The sequence below is a fragment of the Caulobacter sp. 1776 genome (genome assembly GCF_040545685.1).
Classification (GTDB): domain Bacteria; phylum Pseudomonadota; class Alphaproteobacteria; order Caulobacterales; family Caulobacteraceae; genus Caulobacter.
Window position 1 is genome coordinate 347,431 of sequence record NZ_JBEPMI010000005.1, and the last position, 20,445, is coordinate 367,875.

At 67.7% G+C, this 20,445-nt stretch carries 21 protein-coding genes and 1 pseudogene; 8 read left to right on the plus strand and 14 right to left on the minus strand.

Features of this window, described 5'->3' with window-relative positions:
• Positions 1–78: 78 nt before the first annotated feature.
• Entirely contained in the window at positions 79–651 is a 573-nt protein-coding gene (locus ABIC66_RS15385) for a DUF4287 domain-containing protein (protein WP_354071146.1), read from the minus strand.
• A gap of 152 nt (positions 652–803) precedes the next feature.
• Here ABIC66_RS15385 and ABIC66_RS15390 point away from each other — a divergent pair, with 152 nt between their 5' ends.
• Both ABIC66_RS15390 and ABIC66_RS15395 read left to right on the plus strand, forming a co-directional pair.
• A complete protein-coding gene (locus tag ABIC66_RS15390) occupies positions 804–1,238 on the plus strand; it encodes an HIT family protein (RefSeq protein WP_354071147.1) in 435 nt (144 codons plus the stop codon).
• A 51-nt stretch (positions 1,239–1,289) separates the two neighbouring features.
• A complete protein-coding gene (locus ABIC66_RS15395; RefSeq protein ID WP_354071148.1) occupies positions 1,290–1,736 on the plus strand; it encodes a BLUF domain-containing protein in 447 nt (148 codons plus the stop codon).
• Here the strand turns inward: ABIC66_RS15395 and ABIC66_RS15400 are convergent.
• The 8 genes and pseudogenes from ABIC66_RS15400 to ABIC66_RS15435 all read right to left on the minus strand — a co-directional run bounded on the left by ABIC66_RS15400 (position 1,733) and on the right by ABIC66_RS15435 (position 8,716).
• Positions 1,733–2,095, minus strand: coding sequence for a CCDC90 family protein (locus ABIC66_RS15400; protein WP_354071149.1), 363 nt, complete (start codon positions 2,093–2,095; stop codon positions 1,733–1,735). The two genes, ABIC66_RS15395 and ABIC66_RS15400, sit on opposite strands and share 4 nt — an antisense overlap.
• A gap of 106 nt (positions 2,096–2,201) precedes the next feature.
• Complete coding sequence (clpA, locus tag ABIC66_RS15405) at positions 2,202–4,532, minus strand: ATP-dependent Clp protease ATP-binding subunit ClpA (RefSeq protein ID WP_354071150.1); 2,331 nt, start codon at positions 4,530–4,532, stop codon at positions 2,202–2,204.
• A gap of 12 nt (positions 4,533–4,544) precedes the next feature.
• Positions 4,545–4,874 (minus strand): ATP-dependent Clp protease adapter ClpS, encoded by a 330-nt coding sequence (gene clpS, locus ABIC66_RS15410; RefSeq protein ID WP_013079900.1) that lies wholly within the window; start codon positions 4,872–4,874, stop codon positions 4,545–4,547.
• Positions 4,875–4,900: 26 nt separating this feature from the next.
• Positions 4,901–5,038: pseudogene (locus tag ABIC66_RS15415) on the minus strand (hypothetical protein); the annotation flags it as partial.
• Positions 5,039–5,382: 344 nt separating this feature from the next.
• On the minus strand, positions 5,383–5,865 hold the full coding sequence (locus ABIC66_RS15420) for a DUF3224 domain-containing protein (protein ID WP_354071151.1): 483 nt from the start codon (positions 5,863–5,865) through the stop codon (positions 5,383–5,385).
• A 49-nt stretch (positions 5,866–5,914) separates the two neighbouring features.
• Positions 5,915–7,171: a DNA polymerase IV gene (locus ABIC66_RS15425; protein WP_354071152.1), complete on the minus strand. Its 1,257-nt coding sequence runs from the start codon at positions 7,169–7,171 to the stop codon at positions 5,915–5,917.
• 10 nt (positions 7,172–7,181) lie between these two features.
• The gene (locus tag ABIC66_RS15430) at positions 7,182–8,072 is read right to left on the minus strand and encodes an ROK family protein (RefSeq protein WP_354071153.1); all 891 of its coding nucleotides are present in this window, start codon (positions 8,070–8,072) and stop codon (positions 7,182–7,184) included.
• On the minus strand, positions 8,069–8,716 hold the full coding sequence (locus ABIC66_RS15435) for a hypothetical protein (RefSeq protein ID WP_354071154.1): 648 nt from the start codon (positions 8,714–8,716) through the stop codon (positions 8,069–8,071). Before ABIC66_RS15435 ends, ABIC66_RS15430 begins: the two co-directional genes overlap by 4 nt.
• A 121-nt stretch (positions 8,717–8,837) precedes the next feature.
• Between ABIC66_RS15435 and divK the strand changes: the two genes are divergently transcribed.
• The 4 genes from divK (at position 8,838) to ABIC66_RS15455 (ending at position 12,699) form a co-directional block, all read left to right on the plus strand.
• Entirely contained in the window at positions 8,838–9,218 is a 381-nt protein-coding gene (divK, locus tag ABIC66_RS15440) for a cell-cycle response regulator DivK (protein WP_125159340.1), read from the plus strand.
• Positions 9,215–10,579 (plus strand): PleD family two-component system response regulator, encoded by a 1,365-nt coding sequence (locus ABIC66_RS15445; protein WP_354071155.1) that lies wholly within the window; start codon positions 9,215–9,217, stop codon positions 10,577–10,579. The genes divK and ABIC66_RS15445 overlap by 4 nt, the downstream gene beginning before the upstream one ends.
• Positions 10,580–10,678: 99 nt before the next feature.
• Positions 10,679–12,367 (plus strand): alkaline phosphatase PhoY, encoded by a 1,689-nt coding sequence (phoY, locus tag ABIC66_RS15450; protein ID WP_354071295.1) that lies wholly within the window; start codon positions 10,679–10,681, stop codon positions 12,365–12,367.
• A gap of 137 nt (positions 12,368–12,504) precedes the next feature.
• Positions 12,505–12,699 (plus strand): hypothetical protein, encoded by a 195-nt coding sequence (locus ABIC66_RS15455; protein WP_354071156.1) that lies wholly within the window; start codon positions 12,505–12,507, stop codon positions 12,697–12,699.
• A 103-nt stretch (positions 12,700–12,802) separates the two neighbouring features.
• Here ABIC66_RS15455 and rpmG read toward each other — a convergent pair whose 3' ends face one another.
• From rpmG to ABIC66_RS15470, 3 genes are all read right to left on the minus strand, one after another.
• Positions 12,803–12,970: a 50S ribosomal protein L33 gene (gene rpmG / locus ABIC66_RS15460; protein ID WP_010920317.1), complete on the minus strand. Its 168-nt coding sequence runs from the start codon at positions 12,968–12,970 to the stop codon at positions 12,803–12,805.
• 105 nt (positions 12,971–13,075) lie between these two features.
• Complete coding sequence (locus ABIC66_RS15465; RefSeq protein WP_502910361.1) at positions 13,076–13,528, minus strand: DUF6265 family protein; 453 nt, start codon at positions 13,526–13,528, stop codon at positions 13,076–13,078.
• A 46-nt stretch (positions 13,529–13,574) separates the two neighbouring features.
• Entirely contained in the window at positions 13,575–14,303 is a 729-nt protein-coding gene (locus ABIC66_RS15470; RefSeq protein ID WP_354071158.1) for an NUDIX hydrolase, read from the minus strand.
• Positions 14,304–14,422: 119 nt separating this feature from the next.
• Between ABIC66_RS15470 and ABIC66_RS15475 the strand changes: the two genes are divergently transcribed.
• Positions 14,423–15,733 (plus strand): amidohydrolase, encoded by a 1,311-nt coding sequence (locus ABIC66_RS15475; RefSeq protein WP_354071159.1) that lies wholly within the window; start codon positions 14,423–14,425, stop codon positions 15,731–15,733.
• 100 nt (positions 15,734–15,833) lie between these two features.
• Here ABIC66_RS15475 and ABIC66_RS15480 read toward each other — a convergent pair whose 3' ends face one another.
• Entirely contained in the window at positions 15,834–16,982 is a 1,149-nt protein-coding gene (locus ABIC66_RS15480) for a pyridoxal phosphate-dependent aminotransferase (protein ID WP_354071160.1), read from the minus strand.
• A 52-nt stretch (positions 16,983–17,034) separates the two neighbouring features.
• On the opposite strand from ABIC66_RS15480, the gene ABIC66_RS15485 reads away from it, so the two are divergent.
• Entirely contained in the window at positions 17,035–18,027 is a 993-nt protein-coding gene (locus tag ABIC66_RS15485) for an SGNH/GDSL hydrolase family protein (protein WP_354071161.1), read from the plus strand.
• Here ABIC66_RS15485 and rnr read toward each other — a convergent pair.
• Positions 18,024–20,321, minus strand: a complete 2,298-nt coding sequence (gene rnr, locus ABIC66_RS15490; RefSeq protein WP_354071162.1) for a ribonuclease R — start codon at positions 20,319–20,321, stop codon at positions 18,024–18,026. The two genes, ABIC66_RS15485 and rnr, sit on opposite strands and share 4 nt — an antisense overlap.
• Positions 20,322–20,445 lie beyond the last annotated feature (124 nt).

A 20,445-nucleotide genomic window follows, 5' to 3' on the forward strand; every position in this document is an offset into this window, starting at 1 on the left:
CGACGCCGTGACGCAACCAATCTATTGTGGCTTGGATCACCTTTCCACCCACCACAGACGCGCTCCCGGATTTCGGCGTTACGACCGTTCCCAGGCCGCCTTCAGCAGCGCCTTGACCTCGTCGTCCACGTCGGCGGGTGAGGCGAGGGCGAGTTTGGCCTTCAGGCGTTCGGACCAGCTTTCGTTCTTCGGTTCGGACAGGCGTGGCGAGGCGTCGGGCGTCAGGGCCAGGCCCAGAGAAACGCCGCCGCCCTTCACGGGCTTGGCCGAGGCGAACTGCACCTTGTTGGAGAAGGCAGTGAAGGCCTTGCGCTGGCCCGTGACCAGGCCGGGGAAGTCGGCGACGGCGGCCTCGATCGCCTCGAGGATCGCGCGCGAGCCCGGGTCGGTCCACAGCGCCGCGCGCAGGGTGTCGGCGTCGTCCCAGCCGCCGGCCTCGGGGAAGGCGACCGACAGGATGTGAGCGCAGCGATTGACGCCCAGGCCGTATTGTTCCTTCAGCCAATCCACGCGGGCCTTGGGCTTGGTCTCCTTGCAGTCGCGGCGGACGATCTCGACCCACTGATCGATAGTCTTGCCGGTGTCGCGCTCCAGGCTGGCCTGGACCGAGGCGAACCACTTCTGCTGGCGTTCGGTGAGGCCTTGGCTCATGCGTGCGCTCCTTGGAAGAAGGTGGTCAATTCGACCAACAGACGGTCGCGGCCCCGCTCGGGCGGAACGGCGCGGCGGGACCATCCTCGTCTCGTCGACATTTGCGCGCGCCTCCCCGTTTGCTACGACCGGTCTCACAGAAGGAGACGGTCATGAGCCTCGACGGACGCTACGACGCGGACAACATCTTCGCCAAGATCATCCGGGGCGAGATCCCCAGCGTGAAGGTGTTCGAGGACGACCGGGTCCTGGCCTTCATGGACGTCTTTCCGCAGTCGCGCGGCCATGCCCTGGTGATCTCCAAGGTCAGCCAGGCCCGCAACCTGCTGGATGTCGAGCCGGAGGTCCTGTCCGAATTGGCCGCCGCCGCCCAGAAGCTGACCCGCGCGGTGGTCGCGGCCCTGAAGCCCGACGGCGTGGTCGTCACCCAGTTCAATGGCGCGCCCGCCGGCCAGACGATCTTCCACCTGCATTTCCACGTCATTCCTCGCTACGAGGGCGTGGCGTTGGGCCGTCACGGCGAGGGCGGCATGGCCGATGTCGAAGCGCTGAAGGATCTGGCGACGAAGATCAGCGCGGCGTTGTAGGGTTCCTTTCTTCGGCGCTTATTCGGCGCGGACGCAGGTTGAGGGAGCTGCATGGGTGAACTCGAACAAGGTCGCGGAGGTCTGCGCCGCCTGATCTACGCCAGCCGGTATGCCGGCGGCGGCGATTTCGGCGAGGTGGTGCGCACGATCGTCAACGCCTCGATCCAGAACAACCGGCTGGTCGATGTCACGGGCTTCCTGCTGGCCGGCGAGGGGCGGTTCCTGCAGTGGCTGGAAGGTCCGAGCGCCGGCGTCGAGGAGACCTTCGCGCGTATCGGCAAGGACCCGCGCCACGACGGCGTGGTGACGATCGCCGATGGTCGCGTGGATCGCCGACGGTTCCGTGACTGGAACATGGCGCAGCACCGCTTGGGCGTTTTGGATCGTCCCCTGCTGTCCGAGATCGGGCTGGAGCATTTCGACCCGACCGGTCTGGACGCCGCGCGCGCCGAACACCTTCTGGTCGAGGTCGGCGAGCGCCATCTGCGCGGCGGCTAGGGGACCAGCTTGATCAGGGCGGTGGAGACGGTCATCAGCACCGTGACACCGCCCAGGATCGCCCAGCCCTGCAGGCGGATCTTCTCGCTGAGATCGGCGCGAAGGCGGCTTTCCATCAGCGCCATATCCGCCCGAACAGAAGCCGTCTCGTTCTTGAGATCAGCTTTCAGTTCGGCCTTGGTCGCCTGTAGCTCCGCGCGGGTCGCCTGAAGCTCGGTCTTGGTCGCCAGATCGCTGATGTCCGGAAGCATGGTGGTCTGCCGCACCAGTTCGACGATCGCCTCGGCCGCGCGCTCGTCCATGCCGGCTTCGCGAAGCCGTTTTGAAGCGTTGAGCGTGTCGAAGGCGATCGCGGTCATGGATACACGCTAGTAGTTTGTTCCCGCTTGGTCCGCATTTTTCGCGGGCGCTCAAACGAAAAGGGCCCGGATCGCTCCGAGCCCTTCGCTAGTCTGTTTCGAGCGCCTATTCGGCCAGCGCCGGTTCGGCTTCGTCGGCCTTGGGGGCCTTCGGATCGCCCGTGCTGTCGATCGAGAACTCGATCTTGCCGTTCTCCAGCAGCACCTTGACGTGGCCGCCGCGGACCAGGCGTCCGAACAGGATGTCGTCGGCCAAGGGCTTCTTGATGTGCTCCTGGATGACCCGGGCCAGCGGGCGGGCGCCGTAGAGCTCGTCGAAGCCGTTCTTGGCGAGCCAGTCAGCCGCGTCGTCGGAGAGCTCGATCGTTATGTTGCGGTCGGCCAGTTGGGCCTCCAGCTGCATGACGAACTTCTGCACGACTTGGCGGATGATCTCCGGCGTCAGCGGCTTGAAGGCCACGACGGCGTCCAGGCGGTTGCGGAACTCCGGCGTGAACAGGCGCTTCAGGGCGGCTTCCTCCTCGCCTTCGATCTTCGAGCGGCCGAAGCCGATCGAATTGCGCTGGGCGTCCGAGGCCCCCGCATTGGTGGTCATGATCAGGACCACGTTGCGGAAGTCGACCTTCTTGCCGTTGCTGTCGGTCAGGGTGCCGTTGTCCATCACCTGCAGCAGGATGTTGTAGACATCCCCGTGCGCCTTCTCGATCTCGTCGAGCAGGACGACGGCGTGCGGGTGCTGATCGACCGCGTCGGTCAGCTGGCCGCCCTGGTCGAAGCCGACATAGCCGGGAGGGGCGCCGATCAGGCGGCTCACGGTATGGCGCTCCATATATTCCGACATGTCGAAGCGCAGCATCTCGATGCCCAGGGTCTGGGCCAGCTGCTTGGCGGCTTCGGTCTTGCCGACGCCGGTCGGGCCGCTGAACAGGTACGAGCCGATCGGCTTGTTCGGTTCGCGCAGACCCGCGCGGGCCAGCTTCATGGCGGCCGACAACTGGCCGAGCGCCTCTTCCTGGCCGAACACCGCGCGCTTCAGGTCGGATTCGAGTTCCTTGAGGGCCTCGGTGTCCGACTTGCTGACCGACTTCGGCGGGATGCGGGCGATCTTGGCGACGACCGTCTCGATCTCCTTGACGCCGATGGTCTTCTTGCGGCGGCTTTCCGGCAGCAGCATCTGGCTGGCGCCCGCTTCGTCGATCACGTCGATCGCCTTGTCGGGCAGCTTGCGGTCGGTGATGTACTTGGCCGACAGCTCCACCGCGACCTTCAGGGCCTCGGCGGTGTACTTCAGCTTGTGGAAGTCCTCGTAGTAGGTCTTCAGGCCCTTGAGGATCTTGATGGTGTCTTCCACCGTCGGTTCGTTCACGTCGATCTTCTGGAAGCGACGGACCAGGGCCCGATCCTTCTCGAAGTGCTGGCGGAACTCCTTGTAGGTGGTCGAGCCCATGCAGCGCAGCGAGCCGGAGGCCAGGGCGGGCTTCAGGAGGTTGGACGCATCCATCGCCCCGCCGCTGGTCGCGCCGGCGCCGATCACGGTGTGGATCTCGTCGATGAACAGCACCGCGTTCGGGTGGTTCTCGAGCTCCTTGACCACCTGCTTGACGCGTTCCTCGAAGTCGCCGCGATAGCGGGTGCCGGCCAGCAGCGCGCCCATGTCGAGCGAGTAGATGGTGGCGCCCTCCAGGACCTCGGGGACCTGGTGTGTGACGATCTTGCGGGCCAGCCCCTCGGCGATGGCGGTCTTGCCGACGCCGGGATCACCCACGAGCAGCGGGTTGTTCTTGGTGCGGCGGCACAGGATCTGGATCGCGCGTTCCACTTCGTTCGCGCGCCCGATCAGCGGGTCGACCTTGCCCTGGCGGGCCTTTTCGTTGAGGTCGACGCAATAGGCCTCGAGGGCCTCGCCGCCGGTCTTGGTGTTAGGCTTTTCGCCGTCGTCCTCGGTCGAGTTCGAGCCGGCGCTGGCGCCCTTGACGCTCTTGGCTTCCGAGGCGCCGGCCTTCTTGGCGATGCCGTGGGCGATGAAGTTCACCGCGTCGTACCGCGTCATGTCCTGCTCCTGCAGGAAGTAGGCGGCGTGGCTTTCGCGTTCGGAGAAGATGGCGACCAGCACATTGGCGCCAGTCACTTCTTCACGGCCCGACGACTGGACGTGGATCACCGCGCGCTGGATCACGCGCTGGAAGCCGGCGGTCGGCTTGGCGTCCTCGTCGTCGTCGACGACCAGCGAGGCCAGTTCGACGTCGAGATAGTTGGCGAGGCTCTTCTTCAGCGCGGTGAGATCCACGTCGCAGGCGCGCATAACGCCGGCGGCGTCCTCGTCATCGGTGAGGGAAAGCAGAAGATGCTCCAGCGTGGCGTACTCGTGCTTGCGCTGGTTGGCGTAAGCGACGGCGCGATGCAGGGACTCTTCCAGGGGGCGCGAAAAAGAGGGCAACGGGGAGGCTCCTCAGTCCTTTTCCATGGTGCACTGTAACGGGTGCTGATGGCGTCGCGCCGAGTCGATGACTTGGGCGACCTTGGTTTCTGCGACTTCGTAAGTGTAGACGCCGCACACCCCCACGCCGTTCTGATGGACGTGGAGCATGATCCGTGTGGCGTCTTCACGCGACTTGTTGAAGAACCGTTCGAGAACGTAGACGACGAACTCCATTGGAGTGTAGTCGTCGTTGAGAATCAGAACTCGATAAAGCGAGGGCTTCTGTGTCTTCGGCTTCACTTCCGTGACGACCGACGACCCAGCGCCGTTGCTTTGTCCGCCTTGCTTCCGCTCGGCCATCGACTTGTTCTCTCCTGGCGAGCAAATCACCCGCCTTCTTGAATTAGATATGGAAACGCGGCGGCATTGGAAGAGGCCGATGCGCCGCTGCGCCGCTTTAGCACAGGGGCGCCTCGGAAAACGGCTTCACGATTGGGAGAGCGAAGACCGCGCGCGAACGGTTCCAGAGCGTGGCGGCCGAAAGTGTGAGCGGTTCGGCGCCTGCCACGCTCTATTTCTAGAGGTTAGAGCCAGTCGCCCCGGGTGGGGCGATTGGCTTGGGGCGAGACGCCCAAATGGTGCGCGGCTGGGTGTCGCGCAAGAGGAGGGTTCGCGGAGGACATCGGCGAATCGCGGGGAGGCTTTTCGGCGAGCCTGGGCGGACGCGACTTGCCCCCTCCGCGCTGTGCGCTCCTCCCCCGGAGGGGAGAGGACGGGCGCGCGCACGTTCCGCCCCTTTGGGGGCGGACGACCCACGGAGCAGGTGGGGGCGCTGCGCTAGCCGCTCGCCACCTAACTTTCCCAAGCCTCAGGGCAGCGCATACTCCAGCGCGTACTGGTGCTTGCCGTCGACGACCGTGATGACCAGTCGGCCGGTGATGCCCTTCAGCGCGCCCGCGCCGGAGTCCGGAACGATGTCGATGACCATGGAGACGTCCTTGCCGTGCATCGATCCGCGATGGACCAGGGCGAAGCTGCCGGCCTTGCCGTCCAGCGTCCCGACCACGCGTTCGGTGGCGACATAGGCCGCCGAGCCGGGAACGTCCGTGCCGACGGTCAGCATCTCGCCCTTGCCGGTAGCCTCCAGCGCGCCGTGATACATCTTGTCCAGCGCGAACCGTCCCAGAGTCGAACCCTCGGCCTTGTCCTGCTCGATCGGCTTGGTGCTGACGTCGAAGGGGCCCTTGGCGTGGCGCATGACGGTCTCCGCGGCGGCGGGAGAGGGAGCAGCTTGGGCGGCCGCCAGCGCCGCCGTCACGACCGCAGGAACGATGATGCGCAGCGCGGGCATGGCGTGTCCTCCCCGAATGTCGAGATGAGAACATAACAAGAACCAACCGTCAACGGCCCTTGAGCGCGCGCCCACTGACCACGGCGGCCGCGCCGAACTTGCCGCGCAGGGCGTCGATGGCCGTCTCGTTCTTCAGGGTCCGGCGCTCGTCGTCGGCGAACATGTCCGAGCCGGCCGTCTCGGCGTCGACGAAGTCGGTCAGGCCCGCGCCGATCAGGCGATAGGACAGGCCCTTCGGCTCGGCGGCCAGCAGTTCGCGCGCCACCTGGAACAGGGTGCGGGCCGTTTGGGTCGGAATGGCCAGGGTGCGGCGGCGGGTGTGGATCTTGAAGTCAGGCGTCCGCAGCTTCAAGGTCGCGACCCGGCCGGCGACGCCCTCCTTACGGGCCTGCTTGGCGACCTTCTCGCAGAGCGGCCAGAGTTCGTCCTCCAGCTCGTCGCGTCTGTGCAGGTCGTCGTTGAAGGTGGTCTCGGAGCTGATCGTCTTGCGCGACTGGTCCGGGTCGACCAGGCGGCTGTCCTGGCCGTGGGCCAGGCGGTGCAGACGCAGGCCGCCCGAGCCCAGGCGATTGGCCAGCAGCTTCAGGTCGGCGGCGGCGATGTCGCCCACGGTCCGCAGGCCGATCTCGGCCAGCGACGCGACCGTGGCCGGTCCAACGCCGGGCAGGATGCTGACCGGCTTGTCCGACAGGAAGGTCTGGGCCTCGGCCGCGCCGATCGCCGAAAAGCCGCGCGGCTTGTCCAGCTCGGAGGCGATCTTGGCCAGGAACTTGTTGGGCGCCAGGCCGATCGAGACGGTCAGGCCGATGTCGTGCTCGATCTCGGCCTGCAGCCGGGCCAGCATGACCGCGGGCGGCGCGCCGTGCAGACGCTCGGTGCCGGTCAGGTCGATCCAGGCCTCGTCCAGGGACAGCGGCTGAATCAGCGGCGTCAGCCGGTCGAGCTTCTCGTGGATGCGCCGGCTCTCTTCCTTGTACTTGGCGAAGTTCGGCTTGATGACCACGGCGTCGGGGCAGAGCTTCAGCGCCTTGTACATCGGCATGGCCGAGCGCGGGCCGCTCATGCGGGCGATGTAGCAGGCGGTGGTCACGACCCCGCGCTTCCCGCCGCCGACGATGACCGGCTTGTCGCGCAGGGACGGGTCGTCGCGCTTCTCCACCGAGGCGTAGAAGGCGTCGCAGTCCAGGTGGGCGATCGAGAGGGTCCCCAGCTCCTCGTGAAAGAGCGTGCGCGGCGAGCGGCAGGACGGGCAGCGCGCGGCCTTGGCCTCGCCCGTCCACCCGCAGTCGCGGCACAGGGACTTCATGGGATTTGCTCTACGCCTCCGGCGGCCACAGCCAGACCGCGCCGCGCACGCCGGAGCTGTCGCCGTGGACGGCCTTCCTCACCGGCGTCTCGAAGATGTCGGAAAATACGTGCGGGGCGATGGCGGCCGGGAGGCGGTCGTACAGCGCCTCGACGTTGGACATGCCGCCGCCCAGGACAATGACGTCGGGGTCGATCAGGTCGCAGACCACGGCCAGGGACCGGCTCAGGCGGTCGACATAGCGATCCAGCGCCGCCAGGGCCGAGGGATCGCCGGCGGCGACCGCCGCCATCGTGGCGTGACCGTCCGGATACCCGGCGTCGCGCGAGAAGCTGGGACCGGCGATCCAGGTCTCCAGGCAGCCCTTGCGGCCGCACCAGCAGTCGGGGCCGGGATACTCGGCCGGGGTGGGCCAGGGCAGGGAGAAGTGGCCCCACTCGCCGGCCACGCCGTTGCGGCCCTCGACGATCCGGCCGTCGGCCACCACCCCGCCGCCGCAGCCGGTGCCCAGGATGGCGGCGAAGACCACGCGCTCACCGGCGCCCGCGCCGTCGGCGGCTTCCGACAGCGCCAGGCAATTGGCGTCATTGGCCAGGCGCACGGGGCGAACCAGGCGCTTTTCAAGGTCCTCGCCAAAGCGCTGGCCGTTCAGATAGACGCTGTTGGCCCCGCGGATCAGGCCGCTCCGGGGCGAGATCGAGCCGGGCAGGCCCACGCCCAGCCGCGCGCAGGTCGCGCCGGCCATGGCCTCGGCGTCGGCCACCAGCTCGGCCACCACCTCCAGCGCCGCTTCATAGCCGCCCGGATTGGGCTTGCGCACCCGCGCGACGAACTCACCCGCCGGGTTGAGGGCCGCCGCCTCGATCTTGGTGCCGCCGAAGTCGATGCCGAACCGGATCATGTGAAAAGGCGCTCCTCTATGGCGGCCTTCAGGGCGGGCCACTCGTCTATGCGGACGTGGCGGTCCGGGGCGCAGGGCGCGAACGGGCGCAGGCGCTCGTCGCTGACCATCTGGAACCGGCCGACACGCGGCGCTTTCTCAGCCACCGATTCGAGCTGCGGCAAAAGGTCGTCGATGAAGACGGCGGGACCCGTGGTGCGGGCCGAAAGCTCGGCCGCCGGCGGGCCCTTGGGGCCGCTGTTAATGATCAGCGGATAGTCGAAGCCGTGGGTTTTCAACCACTTGATCCGCGCCAACCGGCCGTGCTCGGGCGCGTTGGTCAGGATCACGACCTCGGCGCGGGTCGAAAGATCGGCCAGGGCGTCGGCCGCGCCGATCGCGGGAGCCAGATCGTCGGCTCCGTCGCGGAAGAAATCGTCGAACAAGGCCTTGCCCGCGATCAGATCGAGGTGTTCCGTCTCCCCAGGGCGATAAATGTTCTGGAACAACGCGAAACGATCGACCCGCAGCTCGAAGCCATGGCGCGCGATAAAGGCGCCGAAGCCCCGCATGAACTGAGCCAGCACCTCGTCGACATCGACGATGACCAGCGGCGCGGCGGGCGAGATGGCGCAGGCCTGCAGGTCGGAAAAGCGCGGTTCCATGAGCTCTGGTCGGTCTGTCTTAACGCGATTAGCGCGGGCTTAAGGATATTCGTGCCATCAGGTTCTGGAAGACGGCGCGAATCCCTAGGCGTCGCCACGTGACCGTTTGGTCGGGGTAAGGATGACGAAGAAGGTCCTCATCGTGGAGGATAACGAGCTGAACATGAAGCTCTTTCATGATCTGCTCGAAGCCCAGGGTTACGAGACCCTGCAGACCCGCGAGGGTCTGTCGGCGCTGTCCATTGCCCGCGACAACAAGCCCGACCTGATTCTGATGGATATCCAGCTGCCCGAGATCTCGGGGCTGGAAGTCACCAAGTGGCTGAAGGAAGACGACGAGCTGGCGCACATCCCGGTCGTGGCCGTGACCGCCTTCGCCATGAAGGGCGACGAGGAGCGGATCCGGGAGGGCGGCTGCGAGGCCTATATCTCCAAGCCGATCTCGGTGGTCCACTTCCTCGACACCATCAAGCGGCTGCTGGACAAGGTCCCGGTCGCATGAGCGCGCGGATCCTCGTCGTCGACGACATCGAGGCCAATGTCCGCCTGCTCGAGGCCAAGCTGACGGCCGAATACTACGAGGTTTCCTCGGCCATGGACGGCCCGACGGCGCTGACCATGGCCGCGCGCGACCTGCCCGACATCATCCTGCTGGACGTCATGATGCCCGGCATGGACGGCTTCACCGTCTGCCGGAAGCTGAAGGAAGACCCCGCCACCCGCCACATCCCGGTGGTGTTGATCACCGCGCTCGACGGGCGCGGCGACCGCATCCAAGGCCTGGAATCGGGCGCGTCTGACTTCCTGACCAAGCCGATCGACGACGTCATGCTGTTCGCCCGCGTGCGCAGCCTGACCCGCTTCAAGCTGGTCATCGACGAGCTGCGCCAGCGCGAGGCCTCGGGCCGCCGCATCGGGGTGATCGCCGGCGCCGCCGCGCGCCTGGACGGCCTGGGCGGGCGGGTGCTGATCGTCGACGACAACGAACGCCAGGCCCAGCGTCTCGCCGCCGAGCTGGGCGTCGAGCACCGCCCGGTGATCGAGAGCGATCCCGAGAAGGCCAAGATCAGCGCCAGCGGTCCGGTCGACCTGGTCATCGTCAACGCCGTGGCCAAAAGCTTCGACGGCCTGCGCTTCACGGCTTCGCTGCGTTCGGAAGAGCGCACCCGCCAGCTTCCGGTCCTGGCCATGGTCGATCCCGACGATCGCGCCCGCATGGTCAAGGCGCTGGAGATCGGCGTGAACGACATTCTGCCGCGTCCGATCGACCCGCAGGAACTGGCCGCCCGCGTCAAGACCCAGATCCAGCGCAAGCGCTACACCGACTATCTGCGCAACAACCTCGACCACTCGCTGGAGCTGGCGGTCACCGACCAGCTCACCGGCCTGCACAACCGTCGCTACATGACTGGTCAGCTCGACTCCCTGGTCAAGCGCGCCGGCCTGGGCGGCGATCCGGTCTCGGCCCTGCTGATCGACATCGACCACTTCAAGAAGATCAACGACACCTTCGGTCACGACGTCGGCGACGAGGTGCTGCGCGAGTTCGCCCTGCGCCTGGCCTCAAACGTGCGGGCCATCGACCTGCCTTGCCGCTACGGCGGCGAGGAGTTCGTGGTGATCATGCCCGACACCGCCCTGGCCGACGCCCTGCGCATCGCCGAGCGGATCCGCAACCACGTCTCGGGCTCGCCCTTCAAGGTCGCCCAGGGCCGCGAGCTTCTGACGGTCACCATCTCGATCGGCGTCTCGGCCACGGCGGGCGAGGGCGACAGCCCCGAAGCCCTGCTGAAGCGCGCCGATGAAGGCGTCTACCAGGCCAAGGCCTCGGGCCGGAACGCGGTGGTCGGCAAGGCGGCTTAGGCTGCCTCCCTGACGCCCGGCCGCGCTTCATTTCAGCGCTGAAACGCTTCCGTCCTTGCACGGATGAACCGTTCGGGCGAAATCGCTCGGATGAAGAAGATGCTTACTTGCGGCGTCCTCGCCGCCGCCGTCTCGATGAGCTTCGCCGCCCAGGCGTCCACGATCTCGGTGAAGCCGGATCCGAAGCTGGTCGTGGTCATCTCGGTCGACCAGTTCAGCGCCAATCTCTACGCCCAGCATCGCGGCGAGTTCGTCGGCGGCCTGGCGACGCTGAGCCAGGGGATCGTCTATCCGAACGGCTACCAGTCGCACGCCTTCACCGAGACCTGTCCGGGCCACTCGACCCTGCTGACGGGCAAGCATCCCAACAAGACCGGCATCAGCGCCAACGACTGGTACGACCGCGCCACGGGCAAGACGGTCTACTGCCTGGCCGACCCCAGCGTGGTCCTGGCCGACGACCCGAAGGGCAGGGCAGTCAGTCCCGCCAACATGGTGGCCACCACCTACGGCGACTGGCTGAAGGCCGTCTCGCCCAAGAGCCGGGTGTTCGGCGTCTCGGGCAAGGACCGTGGGGCCATCACCATGTCGGGCCACCAGGCCGACGGCCAGTTCTGGTATCAGCCGGGCTTCGGCTTCACGACCTTCGTCCGCGAGGGCCAGACGGCGCAGGAACGCCTGAAGCCGGTCGCCGCCCTCAACGCCAGGCTGGCGGCCGAGCTGAAGGCCCATCCGTTCGTCTGGGATTACGCCAAGGGCCCGCTGGACACCGTCACCGGCGGCGGCTCGGCCAAGCGCTGCAAGGCGCTGGAAGCCGACTACGAGACCGGCGGCCGCAAGTGGCGTTCCGCCCTGCCGATCCCAGTCGCGGCCGACGAGGCCGGCAAGCAGCGCGACCTCTACGCCAGCCCCTATACCGACCAGGTGACCCTGGAACTGGCGCAAAACCTGCGCGAAACCTACGGCCTGGGCGACGGACCGCAGGTCGACGTGCTGACCATCAGCCTGTCGGCCACCGACTTCATCGGTCACCGCTACGGCACGCGCGGCCCGGAGATGTGCGACCAGATCGCCCGCCTCGACGAGCGCCTGGGCGTGTTCCTCAAGAGCCTGGACAAGGTCAAGGGCGGCGTCCTGGTCGTGCTGGCCGCCGACCACGGCGGCGCCGACTTCGCCGAGCGCCTGCATGACGAGGGCTACGGGACCGAGCGGGTGGTCGGCAAGCCGTGGATCGCCAAGCTGAACGCCCAGCTGCGCAAGGACCTGGACCTGTCGTGGGATCCGCTGGTCGCCGACGGCGGCATCGATCAGATCTACGTCGTCGGTCCCGATCGCAAGACGCCCTCGATCACCGATCGCGCCCGCATCGCGGCGGCCGCGCTGGTCCTGATCAACAGCGACCCCGCCGTGGCCGAGGCGGTCGATTCCAACGCCTTGCTGACCATGGAGGCCGCGTCCGTCGACACCTCGCCCGAGGAACTGTCGGTGACCGAGCGCCTGCGCCGCAGCGCCTATCCGGGCCGGGTGGGCGACATTCTGATCGCCTTCAAGCCCGACCGCGTGCCGGCCACGGCGGGGGCGACCTATGTCTCCACCCACGGCAGCCCGTGGGACTACGATCGTCGCGTGCCGATCCTGTTCTGGTGGAAGGGCGCGAGCCCGCACGAGCGCGTCCTGCCGCTGGATACGGTCGACATCGCCCCGACTCTCGCCGCCGTCACCGGGGTCAAGCCGCCCGCGGATATCGACGGGGTCTGCCGGCCGCTGGTCTACGGCCAGCATTGCTAACGACAGTTAGGGCGCCTTTTTAAGCTTCTCGACACTTCTGCCGAGCATCCTTCTGCGCACATCCTATGCGGGAGGGCGTGGCGATGAGATCAAGAGTAGGCGTCAAGCAGCATTCGTTTCCGGCCGGCTTGCTCTTCATGGGGCTTTTGACCTGCGGGATCTTGTTCTGGATGGGCGGCCTGGCCGCCGACCAGCTGTCCGGCGGACTGTCCATCGTCTCGATCCTGGCGGCCTTCGTCGCCGTCTGCGTCGGCCCGGTGCTGATGGTGATCACGGTGCTGTGGGGCGCGTTCGCGTTCTTCCGCTGGCTTCTGATCGGCGGGCGGGAATAGTGAGGCAGATCCTCCCCTCGCGGGGGAGGGTTTCCGATCCGGAATCAAAAACGCCCGGCTATCGCTAGCCGGGCGTCTTGATGTCGTAGCGCGAAAAGCGATCCTACTTGATCTTGCCTTCGCGGAATTCGACGTGCTTGCGGATGACCGGGTCGTACTTCTTCAGCACCATCTTTTCGGTCTTGGTGCGGGCGTTCTTCTTGGTGACGTAGAAGAAGCCGGTGTCCGCCGTCGAATTCAGGCGGATCTTGATGGAAGCCGGTTTGGCCATGGTCGAATCCCTGCGGTGGTCGCGCAGGTTCCCGCGCGTTGGAAATGAGAGGCGCGGAACATACTCATCAATGACTCAAAGTCAATTGCCGGAAGACAGTCGGAGTCAGTTCCCGGGCGCGCACCGCTTGTAGGGAAAGTCCGCCGCGCGGGCCTGGCCGCCGACCGAGCCCTCGATCCGGGCCACCAAGGTGTCCTTGTCGACCAGCCGATAGAGAATCCGCTGCGGAAAGTCGTGCGCCGGGTTCTCGAACGTCACCGAGCCCTCGGCGATCTCCTTCACCGGGAAGGCGGCCTCGGGCTGCCCCGACGGAATCGCCACGTACTGCAGCTTGCCGTCGGCGGCGGGCAGGATGCGCATGAACTCGAACTCGCGCAGCTTGCCGTCGCGGACGCTGCGGCTCATGCCGATCATCGCGCCGCCGGCCGGCGCCAGCCATTGCTCGTCGATCTTGGTGCCGTTCGGCCGGACCAGCGTCCAGCAGCCGCCGATGAAGCCCAGCTTGTCGATCTCGGACGGAACGGCCGCCGGCGGCGTCGCGGCCAGGGCCAAGGCCAGAATGGAACCGATCATGCGAATCTCCTCCCCCGAGGAACTCATCTCGTCAGAGATGGGTCAGATGCCGCTTACCGTTCAGGAAACGCATGAAGGGGGCCGGTCGTCCAGTCTCCGCGAGTCTTTGTCCGACTTCGTGCAGCACGAAGCGGGTGATGTTGGGCAGGTCCAGCGCCATGGCTTCCTGGAAGTCGACCCAGGCGATCTCGTCCAACTCGCCGCAGTCGGGCCGGCGGTCTAGGGAAAGCAGCGCCTCGGCCGGGGCCATGAAGAAGCGGGCGTCGAAGCGGCGCGGGCGATAGGGCGGGGTGATGGCGCGGGCCACGAAGCTGAGCGGCGCAAGGTCGGGCAGGGCGCCCTGGGCCAGGAACGGCCGCCAGGGGCCCGCGCCGGGACGCTCGGGGGCGTCCTTGGCCAGCAGCAGGCCCGTCTCCTCGAACGTCTCGCGGACGGCCGCCAGGGCCAGGGCGCGGGCCAGGCGCGCGGGTCTTGGGTGGCGGGCCTCCTGGGTCAGCCGCGCGGCGACGTCCGGCGACAGTTCGCTGGCGCTGGGGGCGTCGTAGTCGGTCCGGTCGACCCGGCCGCCCGGAAACACCCACTTGTCGGGCATGAAGGCGTGGCCGCCGTTCCTGCGGCCCATCAACAGGCGCGGGGCGGCGCCGTCGGTGCGGACGAGGATCACGGTCGCCGCGTGCTTGGGCTTCAGCGCCGCGCCGGTCTCGCGCACGGCGCCGTCGTTGATCGTGTCGAATTTCGCGTCGATCGGCGGCAGGGTCATGGCGGAAGGTTAGGCCCATTCCGTCGTCTGCATAGGGGGACGCGGCGTCAGCCGTCGCGTGCTTGACCGCTTCGGGCGACGCGTCCCAAGCTCGCGCGCTTTTTGGTGAGGGGCATATGATGATCGGACGGATTTCGACCCTGGCGCTGGTCGCCGGGCTTTCCCTGGGCGCGCCGGGCCTAAACTCACAAGCCTTCGCCGCGCCCGCCGCCAAGGTCGAGGCGGCCGCCAAGGCGGTCCAGCCCAAGGTGGTCGCCTGGCGGCGCGACATCCACGAACACCCCGAACTGGGCAATCAGGAGGTCCGCACCTCGGCCCTGATCGCCAAGGAGCTGAAGGCCCTGGGCTTCGAGGTCCGCGAGAACGTCGGCAAGACCGGCGTGGTCGGGATCCTCAAGGGCGGCAAGTCCGGCAAGGTCGTCGCTTTGCGCGCCGACATGGACGCCCTGCCGGTCGAGGAGAAGACCGGCCTGCCGTTCGCCTCCAAGGTCACGGCGACCTGGGAGGGCCGCACCGTGCCGGTCATGCACGCCTGCGGTCACGACACTCACGTGGCCATGCTGCTGGGAACCGCGACGGTGCTGGCCGGCATGAAGGCCGACATCAAGGGCACGGTGGTGCTGATCTTCCAGCCCGCCGAGGAAGGCCCGCAGGCCGGCGAGGAGGGCGGCGCCAAGCTGATGATCCGGGACGGCGCGCTGGACCAGCCCAAGGTCGACGCGATCTTCGGCGTCCACATCGGCCCGGCCGACGCCCACCTGCTGAACTACCGCGCCGAGGGTTTCTACGCCGGCTCGGACCGCATCACGATCACGGTGAAGGGCAAGCAGACCCACGGCGCGCGTCCCTGGGCCGGCATCGACATGGCCAGCATCGCCGCCGACATCGTCCAGGCCATGAACCAGATCGCCGCCCGCCAGGTCGATGTCGGCGCCTCGCCCTCGGTGGTGACGATCGCCATGATCAACATGGGCATGCGCCAGAACATCATCCCCGAGGACCTGTCGATGCAGGGGACGATGCGGACCTTCTCGCCCGAGCGGAAGGCGCAGCTGGTCGACAAGATCACCAAGGCGGTGACCGCCATCGGCGACCGCTACGGCGCCAAGGCCGAGGTGGCGTTCACCCAACCCTATCCGGTGACCTACAACAATCCCGAACTGTCCAAGTGGGTGAAGGCCAGCTTGCTGAAGGCTTTGCCCGGCAAGGTCGACGACAACGCGCCGCTGGTGACGGGGGCCGAGGACTTCTCGATGTACGCCCAGAAGGTCCCGGCCGTGTTCGTCCAACTGGGCGGGCGCAAGGCCGACGTGCCGGCGGCGACGGCGCCCGCCAACCACTCGCCGTTCTTCGACGTCGACGAGGCGGTGCTGGAGACCGGCGTGAAGGCCGAGGTGTTCATGGCGCTGGATTATCTGGAGCGGAAGTAGAGGTCACTTGCCCCGCCGCGCCTACGGCGCTCCTCCCCCAAAGGGGGAAGACGGATCGCGCTTCTTCCGCCCCTTTCGGGGGCGGACGATCGCGTAGCGATCAGGTGGGGGCCTGCTGAGTCCGCCGTTCAAACCACGGCGTGATCCGCCGCAGCGCCTCCTCGACCTCCGCCGTCGAGACCGCGAAGCTGAAGCGGATGAAGCGGTGGCCCTCGACCGGGTCGAAGTCGACGCCCGGCGCGGTCGCCACGCCGGTGTCGTTCAGCAACTGCTGGCAGAAGCCCAGCGAGTCGTCGGTCAGGTGGCCGATGTCGGCCCAGATATAGAAGGCCCCGTCCGGCGGCGCGATCTTGCGCAGGCCCAGGGCCGGCAGGGCGTCCAGCATCCGCTGGCGATTGGCGCGATAGACCGCGATGTGGCCTTCCAGCTCGTCGAGACAGTCCATCGCCGCCAGGCCGGCGTGCTGGGATAGCGACGGGGCGGTCAGGAACAGGTTGCCGACATAGGCTCGGGCGCGATCCAGATCCTCGCCGAGCGGCGTCAGCAGCCAGCCCAGCCGCCAGCCGGCCATGCTGAAGTACTTGCTGAAGCTGTTGACGATCAGGGCGTCGGGCGCGAACTCCAGCATCGACGGCGTGCGGCCCGTGTAGCTGAGGCCGTGATAGATCTCGTCGCTGATGATGCGGATGTTCCGCTCGCGGCAAACCTTGGCGATCGCCGCCAGCTCCTCGGGCGCGATGATCGTGCCGGTCGGATTGGCCGGGCTGGCGACGATGACGCCGGCCGGAGCGGGATCCAGCGCGGCCAGGTGCGCGGCGGTCAGCTGGAAGCGATCCTCCGGCCCGCAGGCGATCTCGACGGGCGTGAGGTGCAAGGCCTTCAGGCTGTTGCGATAGGCGACATAGCCGGGCCGGGCCAGGGCGATGCGGTCGCCGGGCTGGAACACGCTGGACAGGGCCAGCACCAGGGCCGGCGAAGCCCCGCAGGTCAGAACGATCCGCTCGGGCTCGACGGTGACGCCGTAGAGGGTCTGGTAGCGCTCGGCGATCCGCTGGCGCAGCAGCGGGCTCTCCCAATAGCCCATGGCCTCGGCGTCGAGGATCTCGTGGGCCTTGGCCAGCGCCGTGCTGGGCGCGCCGGTCGAGGGCTGGCCGAACTCCATGTGGATGATCGACCGGCCCTCCTGCTTCAGCTGGTGAGCCAGCCGGCTGATGGCGATGGCGTGGAAGGGTTCGATCTCGGCGCGCATGGCTCTGCTTAGCGAGGTTTGACGCGGCGCGCATCCCGGATGAGAAGGGGCCATGCTTGCTCTGCTTCTCGCCGCCGCCATCGTCCAGACCCCACTGCCGCTGAACATCGGCGGCCGTGTCGCGCCCGCTCCGGGCGGCGCGTACGACTTCGGCTGGCCGGGCGTCTATTTCGAGGGGCGGTTCACCGGGCCGTCGGTCACTGTATCCGTCGATCCCAAGGCGGAGCACCTGGCGATTAGCGTGGACGGCGAGCGTAGGGTTGAACTGAAGTCACCCGACACAACGCGCGTGACGTTCGCTGACCTTAATCCTGGCGAACACACCATCCGCATCGACAAGCTGACCGAAAGCCAGACCGGCTCGGCGCAGTTCGGCGGCTTCTTCGTCGAGCCGGGCAGGGCGCTGCCCGCGCCGTCACGGCCGCGCCACATCGAGTTCATCGGCGACTCGCACACCGTCGGCTACGGCGTCCGCTCGACCAGCCGCGATTGCACCGAGAGCCAAGTCCACGACCTGACCGACACCAGCCAGGCCTTCGGGCCGATCCTGGCGGCGCGCCTGGACGCCGACTATCGGATCGAGGCGTTTTCGGGCCGGGGCGTGGTGCGGAACTACAACGGTATCGCGGCGGGTGAGCCGCTGCCGGTGCTGTTCCCGCGCCTGATCCCGGGTCAGGCCGAGCCACGCGTGACCGCCGATGATCCCTGGAAACCCGAGGTGGTGGTGATCGGCCTCGGCACCAACGACTTCTCGACGCCCCTGCACGCCGGTGAGCCGTGGGCCGACGAGGCGGCGCTGCGCAAGGACTACCGCGACACCTACGTCGCCTTCGTGCAGGGCTTGAAGGTCAGCCGGCCGGGCGCGCGCTTTTTCCTGATCGCCGGCGACACATTCGCCGACGACGTCGCCCAGGTCGCCGACCGCGCCGGCGCGACGGCCGTGCGGATCACCGACATGGACCGCGGGGCGTGCCATTGGCATCCGTCGGCGGCGGATCAGCGGATGATGGCCGATCGGCTGGAGGCGGCGATCACCGCGCCCTAGCGCCGCTTGCCGCGCCGGACGCCCTTGGGCAGGCCGCCGCGCGGTTTCACCGCCGCCTGCCGCCGCGCGCCAAGCCTCGAACGCGGCGCCTTCGGATCGGGCGCGAGCGGCTCGCTGAGCATCTCGAACAGCAGGCCGCCGGTCACCGGCGTGGCCTCGACCAGCTTGACCTCGACGGCCAGGCCCAGCGGCCAGCGCTTGCCCGTCCGCTCGCCGACCAGGGCGTGCATCCGGTCGTCATGGACGAAGAACTCCGCTCCCAAGGTCGAGACCGGCACCAGGCCGTCGGCGCCGGTGTCGGTCAGCTTGATGAACAGGCCAAAGCGCGTGACCCCGGTGATCCGGCCCGCGAAGGTCGCGCCCACCCGGTCGGCCAGGAAGGCGGCGATATAGCGGTCGGTGGCGTCGCGCTCGGCGGCCATGGCCCGCCGTTCGGCGTGGGTGATGACCTCGGCCGTGTCCTTGATCTGGGCGATGTCCTGGTCGGTGAGGCCATCGTCGCCCAGGCCCAGAGCCCGGATCAGGCCCCGGTGGACGATCAAGTCGGCATAGCGGCGGATCGGGCTGGTGAAGTGGGCGTACTTGGCCAGGTTCAGGCCGAAGTGGCCGATGTTCTCGCTGTTGTAGTGAGCCTGCATCTGGGTGCGCAGGACCACCTCGTTGATGATCGCCGCGTTCGGGCTCTCGCGGGTCTCGTCCAGCAGCTTGTTGAACCGCGCGGTCTGCGGGGCCTGGCCCTTGTCCCAGCGGATCTCCATCGTCTGTAGGAAGTCGGCGAGGTTCTGCACCTTCTCCAGGCTGGGCGTGTCGTGCACCCGGTAGATCAGGGGCGAGCGCTTGGCCTCCAGGCTCTCGGCGGCGCAGACATTGGCCTGCACCATCATCTCCTCGATCAGCTTGTGGGCCTCCAGGCTGGCGCGCTTGGTGATCGACAGGATCTCGCCCTCGCGGATGATGATCCGGCGCTCGTCGCTCTCGATGGCCAGGGGAGAGCGGGCGTCGCGGCCGATCTTCATCGTCCGATAGGCCTCCCACAGCGGCCGCAGGATCGGCTCCAGCAGCGGGCCGGTCTTGTCATCGGTCTGGCCGTCGATCGCGGCCTGGGCCTGCTCGTAGGAGAGCTTGGCGGCCGAGCGCATCAGGCCGCGCACGAACTTGTGGCCCTTCTTGCGGCCCGACTTGTCGAACACCATCCGCACCGCCAGCGTGGCGCGGTTCTCGCCCTCGCGCAGCGAGCACAGGCCGTTCGACAGGGTCTCGGGCAGCATGGGCTCGACGCGGTCGGGGAAGTAGACGCTGTTGCCCTTCTCGCGGGCGTCGCGGTCCAGGGCCGAGCCGGGGCGGACATAGGCGGCGACGTCGGCGATGGCCACCCAGACCACCCAGCCGCCGACATTGGTCGCGTCGTCGTCCGGGTGGGCGTAGACGGCGTCGTCGTGGTCGCGGGCGTCCACTGGATCGATGGTCACGAACGGCAGCTGGCGCAGATCCTCGCGGCCCGCCAGGGTCGGCTCGACGGCGGCCTTGGCCTCGCGCTCGGCCTCTTCGGAGAAGCCGGTCGGGATGCCGTGACTGTGGATGGCGATCAGCGAGGCGGCGCGGGGATCGTCCTCGGTCCCGACCACCTCCAGCACCTTGCCGGGCTTGGGGCCGTAGCGGCCGCCATGCGTACCGACCTGGGCGATGACCAGATCGCCGTCCTTCAGGTCGTGGGCGACGCTGGGGTCGAGGATCAGGCTTTCCTTGGACTTCCGGTCCACCGGCTCGACGCGGATTTCCTTCCGCTGCTTGCGGACGACGCCCAGGATCTTGTGGGCGCTCTGGCCCAGCTTCTTGATCAGCTTGGCCTCGAACTCGCCGGTCTCCAGGCGCTCGAAGCGGACCAGCAGCCGGTCGCCCAGGCCCGGCGCGCCGGCGGCGGCCTCGCCCTTGGTCGGGGCCAGGCGGACGTTGGGGACGTCGTCGTCGGACTTGGTCAGCTTCACATAGAGCTCGCCGTCGGCGTCGCGCTCGACCACGTCGGCCACCCCGACCGGGGGCAGGGAGCCGGCCTCGGCGAAACCCTTGCGGCCGCGCTTGGCCAGGGCGCCCTGCGCCTCCAGCTCGCGGATCATCTCGCGCAGGGCTCGACGGTCGGCGCCCTTCAGGCCGAAGTGGCGGGCGATGTCGGCCTTTCCGGTCTCGCCGGCGTCGCGCAGGAACGCCAGCAGCGTCTCGCGGTCCGGCAGCCCGGCGGCGGGCTTCGTTTTGAGAGTCTTAGCCTTGGAAGACTGGGGCGGGCGAATTTTGGCCATGTCCTGCCTTAACCCGTTCGAGGGCCGGATGGCCAAGGGAAACGCGCCAAACAGGGTTGAAGGTTGCCTTGACGTATGGGTTTACACATGTAGTCTCGCATAAAATCTACAATCGTAATCCGGA

Excerpts from the sequence above, each read along its gene's own strand:
- ABIC66_RS15395 (WP_354071148.1), top strand. The coding sequence starts at position 1,290 with ATGGGTGAACTCGAACAAGGTCGCGGAGGTCTGCGCCGCCTGATCTAC.
- ABIC66_RS15425 (WP_354071152.1), bottom strand. The coding sequence starts at position 7,171 with ATGAAGTCCCTGTGCCGCGACTGCGGGTGGACGGGCGAGGCCAAGGCC.
- ABIC66_RS15485 (WP_354071161.1), top strand. The coding sequence starts at position 17,035 with ATGCTTGCTCTGCTTCTCGCCGCCGCCATCGTCCAGACCCCACTGCCG.
- ABIC66_RS15435 (WP_354071154.1), bottom strand. The coding sequence starts at position 8,716 with ATGGAACCGCGCTTTTCCGACCTGCAGGCCTGCGCCATCTCGCCCGCC.
- ABIC66_RS15430 (WP_354071153.1), bottom strand. The coding sequence starts at position 8,072 with ATGATCCGGTTCGGCATCGACTTCGGCGGCACCAAGATCGAGGCGGCG.
- ABIC66_RS15385 (WP_354071146.1), bottom strand. The coding sequence starts at position 651 with ATGAGCCAAGGCCTCACCGAACGCCAGCAGAAGTGGTTCGCCTCGGTC.
- ABIC66_RS15480 (WP_354071160.1), bottom strand. The coding sequence starts at position 16,982 with ATGCGCGCCGAGATCGAACCCTTCCACGCCATCGCCATCAGCCGGCTG.
- rnr (WP_354071162.1), bottom strand. The coding sequence starts at position 20,321 with ATGGCCAAAATTCGCCCGCCCCAGTCTTCCAAGGCTAAGACTCTCAAA.
- rpmG (WP_010920317.1), bottom strand. The coding sequence starts at position 12,970 with ATGGCCAAACCGGCTTCCATCAAGATCCGCCTGAATTCGACGGCGGAC.
- ABIC66_RS15390 (WP_354071147.1), top strand. The coding sequence starts at position 804 with ATGAGCCTCGACGGACGCTACGACGCGGACAACATCTTCGCCAAGATC.
- ABIC66_RS15445 (WP_354071155.1), top strand. The coding sequence starts at position 9,215 with ATGAGCGCGCGGATCCTCGTCGTCGACGACATCGAGGCCAATGTCCGC.
- ABIC66_RS15400 (WP_354071149.1), bottom strand. The coding sequence starts at position 2,095 with ATGACCGCGATCGCCTTCGACACGCTCAACGCTTCAAAACGGCTTCGC.
- ABIC66_RS15420 (WP_354071151.1), bottom strand. The coding sequence starts at position 5,865 with ATGCCCGCGCTGCGCATCATCGTTCCTGCGGTCGTGACGGCGGCGCTG.
- phoY (WP_354071295.1), top strand. The coding sequence starts at position 10,679 with ATGCTTACTTGCGGCGTCCTCGCCGCCGCCGTCTCGATGAGCTTCGCC.
- divK (WP_125159340.1), top strand. The coding sequence starts at position 8,838 with ATGACGAAGAAGGTCCTCATCGTGGAGGATAACGAGCTGAACATGAAG.
- ABIC66_RS15455 (WP_354071156.1), top strand. The coding sequence starts at position 12,505 with ATGGGGCTTTTGACCTGCGGGATCTTGTTCTGGATGGGCGGCCTGGCC.
- ABIC66_RS15475 (WP_354071159.1), top strand. The coding sequence starts at position 14,423 with ATGATCGGACGGATTTCGACCCTGGCGCTGGTCGCCGGGCTTTCCCTG.
- clpS (WP_013079900.1), bottom strand. The coding sequence starts at position 4,874 with ATGGCCGAGCGGAAGCAAGGCGGACAAAGCAACGGCGCTGGGTCGTCG.
- ABIC66_RS15470 (WP_354071158.1), bottom strand. The coding sequence starts at position 14,303 with ATGACCCTGCCGCCGATCGACGCGAAATTCGACACGATCAACGACGGC.